The sequence below is a fragment of the Lacrimispora sp. genome (genome assembly GCF_032078915.1).
Classification (GTDB): domain Bacteria; phylum Bacillota; class Clostridia; order Lachnospirales; family Lachnospiraceae; genus Lacrimispora.
In genome coordinates this window covers 60,763-79,606 of the sequence record NZ_DAMAUN010000007.1, presented here as the reverse complement: position 1 = coordinate 79,606, position 18,844 = coordinate 60,763, and the positions used below count along the sequence as shown (strand labels likewise).

At 40.1% G+C, this 18,844-nt stretch carries 17 protein-coding genes; 1 reads left to right on the top strand and 16 read right to left on the bottom strand.

Going from position 1 to position 18,844, the window contains the following annotated elements; all coding sequences use genetic code 11:
- Positions 1–8: 8 nt before the first annotated feature.
- The 14 genes from RT269_RS04735 to RT269_RS30340 form a co-directional block, all read right to left on the bottom strand.
- Complete coding sequence (locus RT269_RS04735; protein ID WP_313180868.1) at positions 9–3,056, bottom strand: efflux RND transporter permease subunit; 3,048 nt, start codon at positions 3,054–3,056, stop codon at positions 9–11.
- 11 nt (positions 3,057–3,067) lie between these two features.
- Positions 3,068–4,192, bottom strand: a complete 1,125-nt coding sequence (locus tag RT269_RS04730; RefSeq protein ID WP_313180867.1) for an efflux RND transporter periplasmic adaptor subunit — start codon at positions 4,190–4,192, stop codon at positions 3,068–3,070.
- A 132-nt stretch (positions 4,193–4,324) separates the two neighbouring features.
- Entirely contained in the window at positions 4,325–4,903 is a 579-nt protein-coding gene (locus tag RT269_RS04725; protein WP_313180866.1) for a TetR/AcrR family transcriptional regulator, read from the bottom strand.
- Positions 4,904–5,320: 417 nt separating this feature from the next.
- On the bottom strand, positions 5,321–6,022 hold the full coding sequence (locus tag RT269_RS04720; RefSeq protein ID WP_313180865.1) for a GTP pyrophosphokinase: 702 nt from the start codon (positions 6,020–6,022) through the stop codon (positions 5,321–5,323).
- A gap of 67 nt (positions 6,023–6,089) precedes the next feature.
- Entirely contained in the window at positions 6,090–6,791 is a 702-nt protein-coding gene (locus RT269_RS04715) for an SIR2 family NAD-dependent protein deacylase (protein ID WP_313180864.1), read from the bottom strand.
- 50 nt (positions 6,792–6,841) lie between these two features.
- A complete protein-coding gene (locus RT269_RS04710) occupies positions 6,842–8,704 on the bottom strand; it encodes an ABC transporter ATP-binding protein (RefSeq protein WP_313180862.1) in 1,863 nt (620 codons plus the stop codon).
- Positions 8,701–10,464, bottom strand: coding sequence for an ABC transporter ATP-binding protein (locus RT269_RS04705; RefSeq protein ID WP_313180861.1), 1,764 nt, complete (start codon positions 10,462–10,464; stop codon positions 8,701–8,703). Before RT269_RS04705 ends, RT269_RS04710 begins: the two co-directional genes overlap by 4 nt.
- A gap of 34 nt (positions 10,465–10,498) precedes the next feature.
- Positions 10,499–11,203, bottom strand: a complete 705-nt coding sequence (locus tag RT269_RS04700) for an FAD-dependent oxidoreductase (protein WP_313180859.1) — start codon at positions 11,201–11,203, stop codon at positions 10,499–10,501.
- Positions 11,204–11,274: 71 nt separating this feature from the next.
- Positions 11,275–12,405, bottom strand: coding sequence for a flavodoxin (locus RT269_RS04695; RefSeq protein ID WP_313180857.1), 1,131 nt, complete (start codon positions 12,403–12,405; stop codon positions 11,275–11,277).
- Positions 12,406–12,456: 51 nt separating this feature from the next.
- Complete coding sequence (locus tag RT269_RS04690; protein ID WP_313180856.1) at positions 12,457–12,900, bottom strand: flavodoxin family protein; 444 nt, start codon at positions 12,898–12,900, stop codon at positions 12,457–12,459.
- 49 nt (positions 12,901–12,949) lie between these two features.
- Complete coding sequence (locus tag RT269_RS04685; protein WP_313180854.1) at positions 12,950–13,651, bottom strand: nitroreductase family protein; 702 nt, start codon at positions 13,649–13,651, stop codon at positions 12,950–12,952.
- Between the two features lie 172 nt (positions 13,652–13,823).
- A complete protein-coding gene (locus RT269_RS04680; RefSeq protein WP_313180853.1) occupies positions 13,824–14,573 on the bottom strand; it encodes an MBL fold metallo-hydrolase in 750 nt (249 codons plus the stop codon).
- A gap of 867 nt (positions 14,574–15,440) precedes the next feature.
- Complete coding sequence (locus RT269_RS04675) at positions 15,441–15,686, bottom strand: hypothetical protein (RefSeq protein ID WP_313180852.1); 246 nt, start codon at positions 15,684–15,686, stop codon at positions 15,441–15,443.
- Positions 15,687–15,721: 35 nt separating this feature from the next.
- On the bottom strand, positions 15,722–15,943 hold the full coding sequence (locus RT269_RS30340) for an ATP-binding protein (protein ID WP_442913811.1): 222 nt from the start codon (positions 15,941–15,943) through the stop codon (positions 15,722–15,724).
- A gap of 184 nt (positions 15,944–16,127) precedes the next feature.
- Here RT269_RS30340 and RT269_RS04670 point away from each other — a divergent pair, with 184 nt between their 5' ends.
- Positions 16,128–16,718: a TetR/AcrR family transcriptional regulator gene (locus RT269_RS04670; RefSeq protein ID WP_313180851.1), complete on the top strand. Its 591-nt coding sequence runs from the start codon at positions 16,128–16,130 to the stop codon at positions 16,716–16,718.
- A 1,129-nt stretch (positions 16,719–17,847) separates the two neighbouring features.
- On the opposite strand, the gene RT269_RS04665 is transcribed toward RT269_RS04670, so the two are convergent.
- A complete protein-coding gene (locus tag RT269_RS04665) occupies positions 17,848–18,057 on the bottom strand; it encodes a hypothetical protein (RefSeq protein ID WP_313180850.1) in 210 nt (69 codons plus the stop codon).
- Positions 18,058–18,314: 257 nt separating this feature from the next.
- Entirely contained in the window at positions 18,315–18,809 is a 495-nt protein-coding gene (locus RT269_RS04660; RefSeq protein WP_313180849.1) for an SDR family NAD(P)-dependent oxidoreductase, read from the bottom strand.
- Positions 18,810–18,844: the final 35 nt, after the last annotated feature.

Here is an 18,844-nt window from a genome sequence, read left to right as displayed (position 1 = left end):
ATTCTCCTTTAATCTTCATCCAATTTCTTATTCTTATCCTTCTTTCTTGTCATGATGGAATAATATACTGGTAACAATAAAAGCGTCAGGGCTGTAGATGTCAATTGTCCACTAGCCATTACAATAGAAACACCCCGCATTATCTCGCTGCCTTCGCCCCCGCCAAAAATCAGAGGAAGAATGGAAACTACAGCAATCAACATGGTCATCAGGATGGAACGGAACCGGTTAACACCTGCCTTGATGACTGCAGACCGTTTCTCCATCGTTTCCTGGTACTGATCAACCGTTTCTACATACAGGATACCGGACTTAACAACTGCACCAACCAACATCAAGAATCCAAGCATAGTGGTCATGCCGATTTTACTTCCTGTGGCAGCCATCAGGGCGATTGCCCCAATCATACTAAAAGGAATAGCAGTCATAACCATGATGGATAGCTTAATGGACTCGAACTGAGCCGCCATGACTACGAAGAGCAGGAATATTGCTGTTAAAATGGCAATGAGCAAACCGGTAATCTCTTCTGCTATGGATTCATCCAAACTGTTCTGGGCTCTTGTTACTGTGGTATCTAAATATTTATTTACGATATTTTCATTGATGTTCTGTACCACAGTCTCCTTGTCTTCCTCTGTATTCACCAAATCAGTAAAAGAGCCTGTTATTGTAACAATATACTCTTTATTCTTTCTGGAAATGGACGAGGGGCTGTCTTCATAATTAATGTCTGCAATGTCTGTCAGCGCTACAGAGCCACCCGATCCGTTGGGTATCAAAATTCCTTTTACTTTATTGATAGTATCATAAGAATTATCCGGGTACTCCACCATGACGGAAATCTCATCTCCGGATACAGTCATGGTGGTGGCTTCATATCCACTTAACATACCATGTATCAGGGAACTCACACCGTTTGGAGTAGTTCCTTCAGCAGCGGTCTTAATCGGATCTACATGGACCTTGATAACAGGGGCTGCATTTTCCAGATCCGAATGGACCTTAATCAGTTCTGGACGCTTTGACAGTTCCGCCACCATCTGCTCAGAGGCATTCTTTACTTCATCAAGCTGGGCACTCTGCAGGATGACTTCAAACTCCGAATTATTGCTCGACACATTCATAGATGAGGGGGATTCCAAAGTGATGCTGCAATCCGGGATTTGATTCATTTCTTCTCTCCACTTGTTTTTGATTTCTATTGTGGAAAGCTTTCTGTCAGACTTTAAATATACTGTTATGATTCCGGCATTGCTACTGCCTGAACTTAATCCGCTTTCGCCGTAGCTGGTTATATAAGAATCTATGTCTTCCTCGTTTGTGATGACAGACTCCACCTTTTTGAGGAGTTCATCCACTTTGCCTATACTAATACCTGGTCTTGTCTCCACCGAGACTTCGATAGTGCCTGAGTCCGTGCTCGGCATCAGTTCAACACCAAGGGTCGTGGCAAGAACCACTGTACCCACTAAAAGAAAAACAGACACTGACATGGCGATTGCCTTGTGGTCTAAAATTTTTGCAATTAGTTTTTCATAGCCATTCTGGAGAACTTTCACAATGCTCCCCACTGGTGAATTCCTCTTCTCTTCCGGGCGGAGATTTAAGTAGCACATAGGCACAATGGTAAGTCCCGATATAGCTGAAGACAGGGATGTGAACATCAAGGTAAATCCCAATGCTATAAACGTCTGTCCCGCCATCCCTTCTAAGAATGCCAGAGGGATGTACACCACGCTGTTGGTAATAGCACCGCCGATGGTCGCTGCGAATACATTACTTGTACCGTTCACAGCCGCCGCCATATAGGCTTTAAAGCCCTTTCCCTTTTGCTCCTTGAAACAGCTATCCAAGACGACAATGGAGTCATCCGTCATGTTGCCGATGGCGAGGACGATACTGCTCATGGTAATGACATTTAAAGAAAAGCCCATGGCTGACATCATAATTAAGGAAATCAACATGGATACGGGCATAGAGCTACCAACGATGAGAGAAGCTTTCCAATCGCCAAAAAATAGGAAAATGACAATCATGGCGATAATGACTGCAGTAATCATGGTGTTTCTTACATCGCTTAAAGAAGACAGAATTTCATCACTGGCATCATCTACCACAATGAACTCCGTTCCCGGATACTTCTTTTCCAAATTAGAGATAGTCTTTTTTACGTCTTCGGAAACGTCCACCGCACTGGACTGCTGCTGTTTTTTTATGGATAAAGTGATGGTATCCTCACCATTATACCGACCAATAGAATCTTTTTCTTTGGCAGCCTCGGAAACATCAGCGACATCTTCTAAGTTAATGGTCTTTCCGTTCCCTGTCACTAAAGGCACTTTCTTTAAGCTGTTAGTATCCTCAATTTTTACCTCAGCGCTGATGGATAACTCCTGCGTTCCCTCCTTCGTATTTCCTAAAGGAAAGGTGAAATCAGCCGCCTGAATGGCCTGGCTTATGTCTCCCATGGTTAAATTGTATTGGTCCATCTTCTCCGGAATTAGGCGAACTCTGACATAACTTTCCTGTCCGCCGCTGACATCCACACTGGCTACAGAGGAAATTTTCTCAAATTCCGGCACAAGGGTGTCATTTACGAAGCTATATATGTTCTCCTCCGCCAGCTTATTGACCGAAAGGACAACAGATGCCTCCTCATTCATGTCGATTTCCATGATGCTGGGATCATCCGCATCATCAGGAAAATCCACGTTGTCTATCTTTTTCCTTAAATCGGAATAGGCCTTATCCATGTCCGTGCCATATTCATATTCCAAAGTTATGATAGAGGCATTTTCTCGGGAAGTAGAATTGATATTTTTGATTCCTGACAAGGTTCCTACTGCATCTTCCACAGGCTTTGTCACTAGGTCGTTGATATCCTCAGGACTGGCTCCGGGATAGACTACATTGACTAGCAGTATGGGCATATCTAACTCCGGCGACAGTTCCATTTTCATGGAGAAAATTGAGGTGCCTCCAAATACAAGAAGGCACAGAATGGCCAAAACCATAGTAATAGGGCGTTTTAAAATTGATTTTACGATTCCCATATTGCACCCCCTTACTGTACAGAACTTGAAGATTCTACTTCTGTCTGTTCAGCCTTTTCGTTTTCTTCTGTGGTCTCACCCTCAAGGGTAACCATGGAGCCTTCAAACATCTCTTTGGTCCATGTAGTGACCACCTTGTCTCCGTCTCTTATGCCCGCCTGAACCTCTGCATACTGATCATCAGACAGCCCTACGGTGATCTCATTCTTCTTTAAGGTGCCGTCAGCATATGTATAAACGCAAGGAACTCCGCCTTCATAATATATACAATTTATAGGAACTGTCAGGACATTCTCTGCCTTTTGTGATGTGACATAGAGCTTCACCGAGATCCCAGTAGCAAGGGCCGTTCCACTGGGAACAGATGCCTTTACCTTAAATAAACCGAAGTTCTCGTCAATCATGGTGCTCACTTCTGAGATGCTTGCACTGTGGTCCGTGCCGTTCTTCTCCACACGGATGGAATCTCCCACCTGAAGCCCCGTCATGATACGCTCAGGCACATAAAAAGTGACCGCCTTTCCCCCGTCACCGGAAATGACGCATATGGTTGTCTGGGGAGAAATCATGTCATGAAGACGGACGTTGAAGCTTTCTATCCGGCCTGAGATGGGAGCAGTGACCTGACTGCTCTCTAACTGAATATTGTAATCGACCTTAGCACTTTCGTACCGGAGCCGTGCCAGCTCCGTATTATCAACCATGGTCTGATAAGCTGCATCGGACACATCCCCTGCAGCATGAAGAACAGCATTTCGGTCTAAATCCCTCTTGGAGTCCTCGTAGCTTACTCGCGCCGTTTCAACACTGATTTTAGCACTCTCTACCTGCTTGGTGTCGATAACACATAGAAGCTGACCAGCTGTAACTACATCTCCTGTCTTAATGCCGATACTTGTCACTTCTCCTGCCCCTAAAGGGGTCACGTAAGCAATGCTGTCCGGCTCAACGGTTCCAATAAGTTCACTGTCAACAGAAATGGTCCGTACTTGGGGATTCTGTGCTCTCACAACCGGTTGGACTTCCGTCACAATTTCTTCCCTGTTGGCCCTGATAATTCCGGGTACTATAACTCCCGTCAATGCCGCTGCAGCTACGATAATGCCTGCAATTGTCATTACTTTCTTTTTTGTCATAATAAGCTCCTTATTTTTAATTACATATATAATGAATGAATTCATTCAATAGTTTTTTAAAAATAATGCATATCTGTAAATTTCAGATATGCAATTAAAAATTCCATTATTTTTTATAACCATTCTGTTATCTTAACTAATAGTCGCGCCAAGAACTCGTAAAATTATATAGAGAAAGGTTTGTTCTTTCTCTTCCTTTTTATCCTCGAGTCCTGTGATATTAAAAAAAACGCTGAAACCACGGATAATAAACAATGCTGATTCTTCCGGATAAGCACAATTCCAGGAGCCATCCTCATTGCCCTGTTTAATCAGGGTGATCAATATCTGCAAAGCTGCTTCTGTCATTTTATTGGTGCAATATTCAATCATTGCCGCATCGTCTGAAATACCTGTAATTAGTTTTCCAAAATTGTCCGACTGCATTTTGATACCTAGCAGCTTATAAAGTCTTTCTAATGCTGTTTTCTCATTCCCATGCATGGCCAATTCAATTTCACCACGCTTTTCTTCTGCCATTTCATCGATAACAGCATAAAACATTTCACTCTTAGATTTAAAATAATGATATACTAGTCCTTGTGCTACATTCATACTTTTGGCTATATCTGAAATTTGTGTTTTATCAAATCCAAATTCCATGAAAAGTGCCTTTGCTGTATCTATGATTTCCTTTCGACGCTCTTCTACTGATTTTGTAATTCTTGCCATATGATACTCCTTTTATTTTCATATATCTTATAATATATCATTGAACGAATTCAGTCAACTGCATCTTACAACTAAATTATATGTTTAGTATACCACAATAATAACGAAAAGCATATACACCATCATCGGCGAAAAAGTCATTGCACTTGAGACAAAACATTATTCGGGATGAATACCGTGAGTCGTTGCGTGTTTGGAACAAAACAATTCTAGATTCACTTACTGTTATGAAATATGCACAAGATGACAAATTTCATTTACAGGATAACGTATATACCTTATGAATTGCCAGAAATGAACTATACTTATGCGAATCTTCTCAATAGTAGCAATATCTCAGAAAAATCACATAAAAATTATAATTTGCTTTTCCATATCAATCCTCTCTTTTTTAGCTTCAATGCGTAATATACCTCTTTATTTTTCGATACTAATACGGATCTGTTGCATCGTTTTTTCAGTATTAGCTAATATATTAGCGCAGTCCAGCAGCATAGCTGAATATTCCATCATGTCGTTTTTATCATTCTTATATCGCAGTGTATGCTCTAAGCTAGCCCAATAATCCATTGCAATTGTCCTCATTTGTATTTCTACCGGGACATACTCTGTTTTATCTGATAAGAATACCGGAATTTTTACAACAAGGTGTAAACTGCGATAACCGTTTTCTTTGGGGTGCTCAATATAATCCTTTCGTTTAATCAACGTAATGTCCGCTTGTTGTAGAAGCAGCTTTTCCATTACATATATGTCATCAATATAATTGCAGATTACCCGTACTCCGGCAATATCCAATATATGTTCCCGAACGGAATCCAGGGTAAGTGGGGCTCCATATCGCTCCATTTTATCAGCAATGCTTTTGATTCCCTTTATCCTGCATTCAAGATGATGGATAGGATTGTGACTGTTTCGGATATGAAATTCATCATCAAGTACCTCCAGTTTTGTATTGATTCCTTTCATTGCACTGTTATAAACCTGTATAAACTCCGCAAATTCCAATATAAATCGTCTTGGATCGCCAAGTCCTTCTATTTTAAGATTGTTATGAAAATCCCCAAACTGTTGTCTTAAGTCAGGGAGGTTAATTTGCATTTTCCGTTCGAGTATCATTGATTTTCTTCCTTTATTTTGTGGACGGTTGAAATTGAATGTTTTGAAATACTTAATCCCAATACCACTATTTCAATAAACGAAATACATCGTCTGCATTTTTACGAATATTAAGAACTGCTATGTTATCGAACGACGTCGACTGTGGATTAACTTGTACCACCTTAGCTTCGGGATTAATATTATTGAAATAGCCGCCGTAATTACCTTTCGATCCGGCTATAATAACCAATTCTGCCTGGGATATCCATTTACTGGCCCTGTGATATTCTACATCGGACAGCCCAATATGAGTGTAAACTGGAAATGATGCAATAACTCCTTCACATTTTTGGCATCGTGGTACTTTGCCTTGATTCCAGATATGAACATCATCGTAATGCTGTCCACAATTTAGACATTTATTAACTCCAAAGCTCCCCTGAATTTCAGCAACCATCTGCGAACCTGCCAGTGTATGCAAACAATCAATGTTCGTCGTAATAACACCTTGAACCATGCCACGTTTTTCAAAATCTGCTATTTTTTTATGGGTTATACTCGGTCCAGTAACAAACATTGCTTTTAAAAAAGCTTTTTGCATTAATTTATAATAATGATTAGGAGTCGTCCGTAAAACTATCGTGGAGGTGATCTGCATCACCTCAGGAATGTTCATATGCTGCATATCCATAATCCCCGCCGGCATTGAGATTCCCGCGCCTGTAATCACAACCGTAAATTTACTTGTATCAATAAGATCCTGTAATCGTGATATTTGTTTGTCCATATGGTTTTCCTCCTTTAATTGGTCAACAATAACAAATACCAATTTATTTTTTATGCAGCAGGCTCAAATTGGCTGTTGTAGAGCTCAGTATAAAAGCCCCCCATTTCCAAGAGTTCCTTATGATTCCCACTCTCAATAATATCCCCTTCTTTCATCACAAGAATCAGATCAGCATTTTTTATGGTTGATAAACGGTGCGCAATGACAAAAGATGTGCGGCCAACTGTCAGCTTATCCATTGCCTGCTGAACAATTCGTTCGGTACGGGTATCTACTGAGCTTGTCGCTTCATCCAGTATCAAAAGCGGCGCATTCTGGATCATGGCACGGGCAATTGTAACAAGCTGCTTCTGCCCTGCCGAAAGACTGGCTTTGTCATCCAGAATTGTATTATAGCCCTGTGGCAGTGTCCGAATAAAGTGATGAAGCCCAACTGCCTTGCAGGCAGCAACTACTTCTTCGTCGGTAACGCCTGGTTTTGAATAGACAATATTTTCTTTTATGGTTCCCTCAAAGAGCCATGTATCCTGCAATACCATACAGAACAGCTCATGGACATTTTCCCGCGTAATTTGATTTATTGGCATTCCGTCAATACAAATCTCGCCGCTATCAATTTCATAAAAACGCATGAGCAGATTAACCAACGTTGTTTTTCCTGCACCAGTAGGACCAACGACAGCGATTTTCTGTCCGGCTTTTACCTTTGCGGAAAAGTCGTTGATAACTGTTTTATTCTCCTCATAACCAAAGCGAACATGCTTAAATTCTACATCACCTTTGATATTTTCTAACTTTTTGAGTTTTTGGCTTTCGTCAGTCAATTCTTCTTCATGGAAAAATTCAAAGACACGTTCACTGGCGGCGGCGGTTCTTTGAAGTTGCTGCATAGACTGGGCCAATTGAGATAGTGGCTGCGTAAACAAACGGATATATAACATAAATGCCACAATGACACCGAACGATATTGTGCCGCTCATAGCTAATGCTGCTCCGACCACGCAGACGCCCACATAGCCAAAGTTCCCTATGAATGTCATGATTGGCTGCATCATTCCCGACATAAACTGGGATTTCCAGCCGCTCTCATAAAGCGAATCGTTAATCCCCTCAAAAGTCTCTTTTGCCTTTTTCCCGCCGTTATATGCCTTAACAACATTGTGCCCCGAATAAATCTCTTCAATATGGCCGTTGATGCTGCCCAGGCCCTGCTGCTGCACCTTAAAATGTTTTTGCGATTTTGACATGATGACCATCATAAGAGCGAAGCCAATACCAGTGGCGAAAAGAGCTACAAGTGCCAGTATCCAGTTGGTGTAAAACATCATAATCAAGGAACCGGCAAACATAGTAATCGCTCTTACCAGATTATCAATGCTCTGATTCAATGTCTGCCCAATGGTATCGACATCATTGGTCACACGGCTGAGGACGTTGCCATAACTTGTTTTATCAAAATATTTAAGGGGTAATCTGTTGATTTTTTGTGAAATATCCGTCCTCATGTTTTTTGATATTTTAGCAGTCATTGTTGCCATGATGAAATTCTCGGCAAAACTGCAAATGGTTGATAATGTATAAAAGAAAACCAGTACCATACCAATATCAAATATGGCATTAAAATCAATATCACCAAATATGGGCTGTCCGTTTACCAGAGCAGGAAGTCCTTTCATGATTTCATTTGTCATATCTTTCAGCCTATCCGGGCCAACAATCTGGAGTACCGACCCCGAACCTGCGAGAATAAGAGCGGCCAGGATTGCAGGCATATAACTCCTGCAGTAGCGTATTAGCTTACCCCAGGTTCCTGTAAAATCCTTTGCCTTTTCTCCGCCTCCCATGCCGGCAGATCCACCCATCGGTCCTCCTGTAGGACCGATGGGCTGATTTCTTGTATTCTGTTCACTCATGATACCAATTCCTCCTCACTTAATTGCGAAGCAGCAATTTCCTTATATACAGCACAGTTGCGAAGTAATTCTTTATGGGTTCCTTTCCCGACAATTTTCCCTTCGTCAAGTACAATAATCTGATCTGCATCCATAATCGTTCCAATTCGCTGCGCCACAATTAAACTTGTTACGCCTGCTGTTTCTTTTTTTAGTTCACTGCGGAGCACACGGTCTGTTTTATAGTCAAGAGCCGAGAAGGAGTCGTCAAAAATGTAGATCTCAGGTTTACGGCACACCGCTCTTGCGATGGAAAGCCGTTGTTTCTGGCCGCCTGATACATTTGTTCCACCCTGTGCTATGGGAGCTTCATAATGCCCATCCATTTTCTCAACGAATTCAGCCGCCTGTGCAATTCGCACAGCATTTTTCACACTGTCCATATCATATTCTTCTTGGCTGCCGTTATCTCCGTAAGCGACATTGTATTCTAAAGTTCCTTTAAAAAGAACAGCCTTTTGCGGTACGTATCCAATTTTATTGAGAAGCGATTCCAGCTTATAATCCTTTACATTCACGCCGTCAACCAGTACTTCACCCCCGGTTACATCAAAGAATCGGGGAATAAGATTAATTAATGTTGATTTGCCACTCCCGGTAGAACCAATAAAGGCTACAGTTTCACCTTGCTTGGCAGTGAAGCTTATATCTTCTAGGACGCTCTCCGCTGCATCAGGATATTTGAAGTTGACAGACTTAAATTCGATTTCACCTGTGATGCCTGGTTTTCCATCCGTCTTGTTACCATCCAAAATACGGGGCTGGGTGTCAAGCACCTCGTTGATACGCTTCGCTGAAACACTGGCACGGGGTAGCATAATGAATACCATTACAAGCATCATAAATGACATGATGACCTGCACGGCATAACTTGAAAAGACGGTCATGTTGGAAAATACTGTCAGCTTATCCATAGCGCCCGCAGAATCAATCAGATATGCCCCTATCCAATAAATGGAAAGTGAAAGTCCGCTCATGAGTGCAGTCATAACCGGCATCATCATCGACATAGTACGGTTGGTAAACATTTGCGCATACGTAAGTTCTCCATTTGCTTCTTCGAACTTATTTTCCTGGTAATCCTCAGCATTATAAGCGCGGACAACACGTAATCCTGTAAGATTTTCCCTTGCTATACGTGTGATATTGTCGGTAAGGGTCTGCATTTTTTTGAACTTTGGCAATGCCAATATCATGATAGCCACAACTGTGATAACAAGGATTAAGACAGCAAAGACCATGACAACAGACCATTCAAAACCTTTGCCTACAATCTTAGTAATGGCCCAAATAGCCGTAATCGGCGCTTTAATGGCTAATTGCAGAGCCAGTACGACCAGCATTTGAATCTGTGTGACGTCATTTGTTGAGCGGGTAATCAGGCTGGAGGTTGAAAAACGGTTGATTTCTTCCATCGAAAAGGAGTCTACCTTATTAAATAACATACTGCGCAAGCGGTGCGACAGGGATGCGCCGATTCTCGATGCAAAATATCCTACAGTAATTGCGGCTCCAAGGCTTCCCAAAGCACACAGCAGCATATATCCGCCATTAAGCCAGATGGCGTTCATCTCACTGCCCGGTGTCTGAGTCAGCTTCGTTACCTCGAACATAAAATCGGGGAGCTTAAGGTCGAGCCAACTCTGTACAATGATGAAAATAAGACTAATGCCTGCCATCAGCCATTCCTTCGTTTTGAGGTATTTGAGTATTTTTATCAATAATATTGCCTCCTTGTGTATATAACTTCTGCTGTTATTTATATCCTTCAAAATGGTCATTCAGCATATTGTTCTTTTGAATCCCTAATCCTTTCAGCAAGTTCCTGATGCTCTTAATAACCCGGCCAGATCCAGCAGTATAGTAATATGCTTCATTTCCAAGCTTTTTAGCCAACTCGGTAAGTTTGGCCTGCGCTTCTTCAGATTTATGCATATATGATAAATGAATTTTCGGATTCTTATCAGCGATACTGTCAATTTCCTTCTTAAAAAGGTGATGCTGAGATGAAGGGTAGACTACATACACTTCCCTTTGCTGATTACTTCTTATTGATTTCAAAATTGAGAAAATCGGTGTAATACCTACACCAGCCGCAAACAGAACCACCGGTCTTTTGTCATCTCTCAGCTTAAAATCACCAATAGGGCCTCTGATACTTATTTCTGCATTAACTCCATGATCAATGATAAACTGCTTGTATGAACTGGGCGTTTCACCAGTTCTGAATCCAAGCAGTACATATCCGTCTTCAGGTATTGATGCAATGGATAACTCTCTAAATGGCCTTCCTTTAACTCTCTCGTCTTTTAGAGTGAAATAGGCGTATTCACCTGCTGCCCACGTAAAGCCCTTTTCAACTGCCACTTTAGCCGTATAATAGTCCGAAAAGTGATGATTCACTTCCGTAATACATCCTTGATGTTTCTTGAATAGTATTTTAAATTCAGTAAATGTCATGTTTTTTCTCCTATTCGTATTTGGGTTGAAAATTTTGATATTTGTACTTAAACTCTTTTATCCTACTTCTTTTATTTCGCAATTCCTACTTCTTTTAAGAACTCACTGACGGCATTTTCATTTCTCGCTGAAAGCCCGTTTATGACTGATGCGTCCGGACAAGCGGATGTAATCTGCTCAGGAGTGGAACCAAGTCCGAGACCTTGACTGGTCACAATTGGGATAATTTTCTTTTCAGAAAAATCATATTCCTCAAGAAAAGTAAGAACTGCCTGCGGCAATCTGCCCATCCAATTGGGATAAATTAAAACAACCGTATTGTAACCTTCCATACGTTCTACTTGGGTAATAAGCTCAGGGCGGGCGTTCTCAAAAAATTCACTGCGGTGTCTATTCATTGTATCGCCATAGGTTTCAGGATATTTTTCACTGACCCCAATAAAGAAAAGATCACCGCCTGTCGCCTCATGCGCCGACAACGCCAGTATCTCCGCATGACCAAGCACCTGGTCATCCTGTACTTTTAGACTGGCGGAAGAAACTGCGTCCACCGCATCAGATGAATATTCTCTATTGCCGGCCAGAGAAAAATAAGCCACTAAAACATCGCTGTCTCCCGTCATGGATACCATACCTGTGGATATTTTCTCCGTTGAAACACTGTTCGCAAACGGGCTAGGGAAAAAACTTATCCAAAAATAGCTTGCTGCTATTACAATTATTGCCATTGCTGCTCCAATTACTAATGCTATTGATTTTTTAAGTTTAATATATAACGCAATTTGTTTAGCATGTTGTATGACATGGCAAATAATAGCTACTAAACCTAACCGGGAGAAAAACACATGCAATCCATGATGTCCGCCAAATAAAGCAATCAAACTTTTTATTTCAAATATATAGCCTATCATGGCAAGAATCCCCGAAATGAAAGTAAGGGTCCAAGTTACAATCAAAAACTGATTAACCCTGTATCGCTGTTTTACTGATTTCTCCAATTTATCTGTTTTATATGCCTTTTTAACTGAGGACATCCATTTCCTATTTATATATAAATGTACAGCAAAAAGCAGAAAGCATATTGATCCGGCAATGTAATGAAAAACTTCTTTGCCAACCCATCCAGATAAAGAAAGAATGAGAAAGAGTAACATAAATACATCAACTATGATTCTTGAAGTTTTGCTTTGCAATTTAATCATGACACCTCTCTTCGCAAAAACTTAACCATTATTCTTTTTCATCAAATCCCTCTAAATCTTACTAATATCCATAAAAAATTTAATTGCCCCCGCTATATCCTCTTCATTGGGACGCCCTTTTGCTATGCCGCCTACAAGCTTAAATGGCCCGAATGTGTCAAAGCCAAGGCAGCCATAAGTGCCCATCATCTGTGCTCCTTTTAAATCTGTAATTTGCTTGATTGTGTCTAAACGAGGCTCTTTTGCACCATAGGTGTATATTAGAAATACCTTTTTTCCACTTGGAAGATTCTTTTCTGCATATTGCAGCACGCTATCATGGAATTTTGAATAGTAATTGCCAGATGCAAAACCAATCAGGTCATATTCTGAAAGGTCGGTATGCTGATTACTGGATGCCTCAATCAAAGTTACATCGCCTTGTCTTACTATTGCATCCAATATTTTTTTTGTATTTCCATGATGCTCTGAATGATAAATAATAGCCGTTTTCATAGTGTTCTCCTTTCGCTCTCCTTGATGGGGGGATCTTGACAATCACAAATCACTGCTGTTCATACAATATTTCTACTTTAAACTCTTTTCCCTTTGTTTTTGGAATAATGCCGGTTACCTTTTCTCCGTCCTGCTCTAGGGCTGTCACGGCATGTCTGGCTGCAATTCCTATATCAATTTTGTTTAACTTATTACGCAACATTACACGCATTATGCCACGCCCCAAATCCTTAATAATTATTTTTCCATCTTCAAAGTTTAGTTTCCACGGCTGCGAGTTCATAGCAGATGGGGCCAGGCGTACGGCCCTCGCGACAGCATTATCTATCTGGCTGATTTCTTTAACAGGCAGCCGTTTAAATTCATCAAGATTTTTTCTTACAGGAATATCCGTTCCGCCAAAGGCAAGAGCTATACAATAATTTCCTTTGTTATCTTTGGGCTTCGGGTTCATGAACCAGCCACTTCCAAGACCAATACTTTGAATATATAAATTTGCTTTTTGCAATACATAACCCACATTTGCATAGGCTGCATTGCTGTCGTCACAGTAGCTTAACAAGTAATAGGGGGCAGATTGACCGTTATTTACTGCGTCGGCAGAAGCAATCTCAAACTTAGCATACTGACCGACAAGCTGATCAGCTTCTGTAGCATACTGAAGAATATTCTCCAGTGTTTTTTTCTCCAACGGAGCTTTATTATATTTTCTCACCTGTCTCCGTACAAAAATCGTTTCATATAATGTCATTTTCATTCACTCCTTTACGAAATATAGGGTATTCTTTTCGGCTTCTTTTGCCTCCATATCCGGAAAGTCTGCACATGAGCACCACTCGGCGGAATGAGGAAATATTGAAATATATAGGAACAATTGAGACCTCTCTCAAATTGCCGGGAGAGGTTTTAATTAATATTTACCCTTACAATTCTTTAGCTAACTCTAAAAGACGTTGATTTACATTGTCTTTATATATTCCTCCATGATAACAAATTGCAGTTTCAATATCATATTGAGTAAGTTTTTTGATAGAATTGTAAGCTGTAGTTTCATCCACCGATAATCCTGGCCTGGGCCCAAATAATTGACCTTCAGTGACATCGAGTTCATCTCCGGCAATAAGTGTTTTACTTTGATTAAGATATAAGCAAATATGACCTGGCGTATGACCCGGCGTGTGTATGACAGTAATACCTCCGCAGTACGGTAAAACTTCTTCATCTTTAACCGTCTTATCAACTTTGGCCTTTTCGTATGGCTTGGTTTCCTTGATCGTTCTTTCCATCTGCTGTCGTCGGTCGTCAGGGAGAGCTGACAACATCTTCGTTATTTTTTCCGAATTCATTCTTATTAAAGGCTTATCACCTTGGATATATGGCTTCTCTTCTTCATGGGTCAGTACTTCCACTTGATAATTAAGCGATTTCAACATTTCTGGTAAGCCGCCAATGTGATCAAGGTCTTGATGAGTTATGATTATCTTGTTAAGATCACTAAATGGGACACCAGTCTGACCCATAGCTTTCTGAATTTCCGATAAACTGGTAGCTAACCCTGCATCAACTAAGATTACCGTTTCCTTATCCCATAAGAGTGTTGGATAAATTTTAGTATGATACCCCATCATATCCATCGTCAGTTCCAGTGTTTCTACACCTTTTGCTACATTCATTTTTTCCCAAAGTTCTTGTTATGAACTTTGGCTCACCTTCCTTCTATTTTAGAATTCCAACTGGTTTCTTAATTTTATCAACTCTGTCAAAAAAGATTACAAATTCAATTCATTTCTGCCGTTCCATCCTTTACGAATGTCTCGCATGTTATTTTGATTTTTTCAAATCCATTTTAGAAAACAGTACTCTTCCGGTATTTATAATCTCCTGAGGACTCTCGAGAACTGTTTTCGTAATACTAGTCATGTAAAACTATTTACAAAATTTGAACATAGTATACATTATTGAATGAACTCAGTCAATGTTATTTTATTGGTTTCCTATTAAATATTGGTTAAGTTACTTTCTTGGTAAATACCAAAAATGAGTGTTAGTCAATTATAAATAATGGTTTGGATCTTCCTATCTTTCATGTAACTCTGTAGGTCATTCTAAACTGACTTTTTTTCCTTTACTAACAACACCTTATGAATTTTAGGGTCCCATAGCTGTTTTAAATCTGTCAGAAGATACTTGTCATTCCGATGGCACATCAAGAAGCACTTATACTTATTCTCCATTTTGAAAATTTCATAATTCTTAAGACCTATTTTTCAAAGTTTTACTGAATATCCCCCAGGTCCTCAGTAATAACCTATTAAAAATATTCATTGTTCTTACGAATTTTCTTCAATCCAGTCCAACAGAGTTTCTGATGCAATCGCATATCTTCCCATTTGACAATGGTTCTGTGCAGTTGTTTCATTATCAAACAATATAGTTGCCTGGCATCTGCAACTTATAACTTGCATCAAGATGGCCTCTCTGCTCCGCGATTAATCCATTCAATCTCTCAAAGTAACTACCTTGGAGCGCTCCGGCAGTGATCATTGCATAAACATATTTTGCTTTACGGAGACCCAACTTTTTACAAACTGCTCAATAATTGGTGATAAACTGCTAAAATAAGCCGGACATACGATGCCCCTCCGCTCATATGGCAGGTTAATTAGTTCTTCCCTCATCATATCTGCAATCAAAACGATTTTCGTATTGCCTGTTTGTTTCGCAAAATCCTGTGCAACTGCCAGACTGTTTCCTGTTCCCGAAAAACAAAATATAATATTTTCCATAATACCTTCCTTTCTTAATATACTCTTGATTTGTTTTACTTCCTTAGGCATAAACTCTTCGCTGGACATGCGTCAACGCAATGACCACATCTTACACATTTTTCCGTATTCCATATCCACTCATTTGTCTGATGGTTCACGGTAATTGCTTTGGGGCGGCATTTCTTTGCACATTTACCGCAATACAGACATTTATCTACATCGTTATGCACATCTCCTTTAAGTTGCTTTATAAATTTAATTAAAATATTACTCATAAGATTTTTCCTTTCCATTTATAATAATGAGATTAACTGTTTGACAACTTCTATGCTACATGATAATATTTTATTGTACTATCGTTGATTATTCAATGAACGATAATTATATATCGTTCAATAATCAACGGATTTGCAAATCAGTTGATTATCAATTGCTTTTACTATTAGGAGCGGATTTAGAATGAACACAAATAATGAAACATCACGCGTGTCAAAAGAAAACAACCCGAAAATTGATTTAAGAGTTATGAAAACGAAACGTGCAATTAGTAATGCTTTATTAGAGTTACTTCAAAAAAAGAGTATTGATAAAATCACTGTCACAGAACTAACACAAAAAGCAGAAATTAATAAAGGGACTTTCTATTTACACTATACAGATATCTACGATTTATATCAGAATGCCCTAAAAGAACATCTAAATAAAATAGTTGATGAAATTGATTTCATGAATCAAATATTTACTGAACCTGATAAATTCTCTAGGAACCTAGTCATGCGCTCTATCCAGAAATCTATCTTTATGAATGATCTTTTCTTTTCAAAGCAAAATATACCATTCAATCAAAGCGCACAGTATTATTTTTGCAGCGCCTTAGCAGCTAAAGTTCTATCATGTCACCAAATACCTGCAACACATGAAAATGAAATTAAGTTGAAATTTATTTTTTCAGGTTCCGGTTCTCTTTTGCGTTATGATTCACATGAAGATACTGAACTTATCATCAACGTTATTTCAAACACAATTAAAAACCTTTTTCCCAAGTTTTAAATTTCTTCTAAAAAATGTATTAAAAGGCCTCGAACCATAAGTACCTGGTTCGAGGCCTTTTAATACGTTTTCCTTTCATGCCATGCCATCTTCCCCACAGAGAAATAGTATGTCAAATGTAGAAAAACCGTATCTTACATTTTATACTTTACACTCTATTCTCATAGATTGCAGTTGTTCGTACTTCATATAATTCTATCCTTCCTGCGCTTGCCAATTCGATACCAAATACACTGTTAGCCAAAGCCAATCCATGACCTCCTTTTTCAAAAATATGGAACACTGTCGGAATAAGATATTTCACGAGTTCTGAACTAGTACCGCTGCCTCCTCGTAGGTATGTTAAATAAACGTTCTTGGTACCTGATTATTCACACACTTATCCAAAGACATTTCCTCTTTCTTCACTTCATACTCATAGCCGAGAAGAAGTTTCAAGAAATCCTTGTGTGCGAATTCACCGGAAAGCTTCATAATACTTGCAAGGCAGTTGGCGCATTACGAATGGCTCGTGTCGGAGAATGAACGCTGGCATAATCATAAGCTTACCAACCTTTTCATTAACCAAGCCAAGATTACAACGCTCTGTAACCGGTTCACCCAGTTTTCACGCTGATATCCTTACCACAAGCCCCCTTCACGAAACGCCTTCGCTTCGCACTGCTCTATATTTAAATTCCGTTCCTCCGGTTTATGTACTGCACGCATCACAAAACTGACAAGTTCACCTTCGCACAGAAAATCATTTGGACGAAATTTATCATCCAGAATAGTGTTCTCATCAATGAGATTTTCATCCAATACCGTCTGCACTAGCTTTGCATTAAATTCATACCGATAGATATAACAATACCTTCCGTCATATACAGAATTTCCAAAACTCTTTACTGCCTTTAAAAGCTAATATAGGAACTGGCCTCTGGGCATTTCTTCAAATGGATGAAAGAATTTAATACATGGATCCAACAGCCCCATAGCCATTGCTTCTTTCAATAGTTCTTTCTGTGGAATGCACTGACAATCTTCATAGGGAAGTTCCGGTAAATTAATAGATAAAATCGGTTGCTTTTCTTTTTCTGCACTGGAAACAGCTCCTGCCGGCCTTAATGATAGATCCGGATTCCATTGTTCAGACGTAAGCCGCTGTATTTGAACTGTAAAGCAGTTCTATTTTTTGCTTTATAATCTCCTCCGCAAAAGAATCCGCCATCTTAAGTGCTCCATAATCATTGGTATGTGTCGTATCATTAAAATAATTTTTGCTGGTATCCACACCCATATCACATAAGAGCCGAAAACAATAGCTATGTAAATCAATGACCGGAACATCACACTCCATGCCTACTCTACAGAAGCTTTACCTTATCTTTTAGACTTCCTATCATTTTGCTAATTACTATTATTAATTCCTAATTTGCAAAATTACAAAAGATAATCATCATACCAATATTTAGTAAATTCCTTCAACTACTATAGTTAAACATGCCGCACTTGATTCAATCAGGCCTGAATACGTTTATCACTCGAGATAGGCGGATGAAAGCTCGCACCCTCTTCAACGTCTAGCTGCCAGTCTTGAAGTGGATCGTCGTTGACTTAGTGACCTATAAGACCGCCATCAACGAGAATGCTCTGGCCAGTGATAAAACTAGCTGCATCACTGGCAAGCCAGAGCACGGGTTGGGCAATCTCGTAAGCCTGTCCGAGACGTTTAACGGGAATGTTCGCGCTCAAATGCTTACCGACACCACTTTCCAATCCGCCCACAAAACGGTCCAGCATGTCGGTGACGATAGGCCCAGGGGAAACCGCATTCACACGGATGCCTTGCCCTGCAAGCTCCTGCGCCGCGGACTTGGTGAGGCCTTCCACAGCGTGTTTGCTCGCGACATAAACCGAGGAACCAGGTGTTCCTACATGGCCCCCAACACTACTCGTATTTATAATTGCTCCACCGCCGCTATTGAGCAGTACGGGAATCTCATGCTTCATCGAGGCGAGCATGCCCCACACATTAATATCGAAAACTGGAATGTTGTTGGACCCTAATGCAAACCCTTGACCGAAACAATCATACTGGCTAAAGAACATCTACGAGCTAGCCAGTAAGTCGATGCCTGTTACTC

Excerpts from the sequence above, each read along its gene's own strand:
- RT269_RS04735 (WP_313180868.1), bottom strand. The coding sequence starts at position 3,056 with ATGGGAATCGTAAAATCAATTTTAAAACGCCCTATTACTATGGTTTTG.
- RT269_RS04730 (WP_313180867.1), bottom strand. The coding sequence starts at position 4,192 with ATGACAAAAAAGAAAGTAATGACAATTGCAGGCATTATCGTAGCTGCA.
- RT269_RS04725 (WP_313180866.1), bottom strand. The coding sequence starts at position 4,903 with ATGGCAAGAATTACAAAATCAGTAGAAGAGCGTCGAAAGGAAATCATA.
- RT269_RS04720 (WP_313180865.1), bottom strand. The coding sequence starts at position 6,022 with ATGATACTCGAACGGAAAATGCAAATTAACCTCCCTGACTTAAGACAA.
- RT269_RS04715 (WP_313180864.1), bottom strand. The coding sequence starts at position 6,791 with ATGGACAAACAAATATCACGATTACAGGATCTTATTGATACAAGTAAA.
- RT269_RS04710 (WP_313180862.1), bottom strand. The coding sequence starts at position 8,704 with ATGAGTGAACAGAATACAAGAAATCAGCCCATCGGTCCTACAGGAGGA.
- RT269_RS04700 (WP_313180859.1), bottom strand. The coding sequence starts at position 11,203 with ATGACATTTACTGAATTTAAAATACTATTCAAGAAACATCAAGGATGT.
- RT269_RS04695 (WP_313180857.1), bottom strand. The coding sequence starts at position 12,405 with ATGATTAAATTGCAAAGCAAAACTTCAAGAATCATAGTTGATGTATTT.
- RT269_RS04690 (WP_313180856.1), bottom strand. The coding sequence starts at position 12,900 with ATGAAAACGGCTATTATTTATCATTCAGAGCATCATGGAAATACAAAA.
- RT269_RS04685 (WP_313180854.1), bottom strand. The coding sequence starts at position 13,651 with ATGACATTATATGAAACGATTTTTGTACGGAGACAGGTGAGAAAATAT.
- RT269_RS04680 (WP_313180853.1), bottom strand. The coding sequence starts at position 14,573 with ATGAATGTAGCAAAAGGTGTAGAAACACTGGAACTGACGATGGATATG.
- RT269_RS04675 (WP_313180852.1), bottom strand. The coding sequence starts at position 15,686 with ATGGAAAATATTATATTTTGTTTTTCGGGAACAGGAAACAGTCTGGCA.
- RT269_RS30340 (WP_442913811.1), bottom strand. The coding sequence starts at position 15,943 with ATGAGTAATATTTTAATTAAATTTATAAAGCAACTTAAAGGAGATGTG.
- RT269_RS04670 (WP_313180851.1), top strand. The coding sequence starts at position 16,128 with ATGAACACAAATAATGAAACATCACGCGTGTCAAAAGAAAACAACCCG.
- RT269_RS04665 (WP_313180850.1), bottom strand. The coding sequence starts at position 18,057 with ATGGAGTGTGATGTTCCGGTCATTGATTTACATAGCTATTGTTTTCGG.
- RT269_RS04660 (WP_313180849.1), bottom strand. The coding sequence starts at position 18,809 with ATGTTCTTTAGCCAGTATGATTGTTTCGGTCAAGGGTTTGCATTAGGG.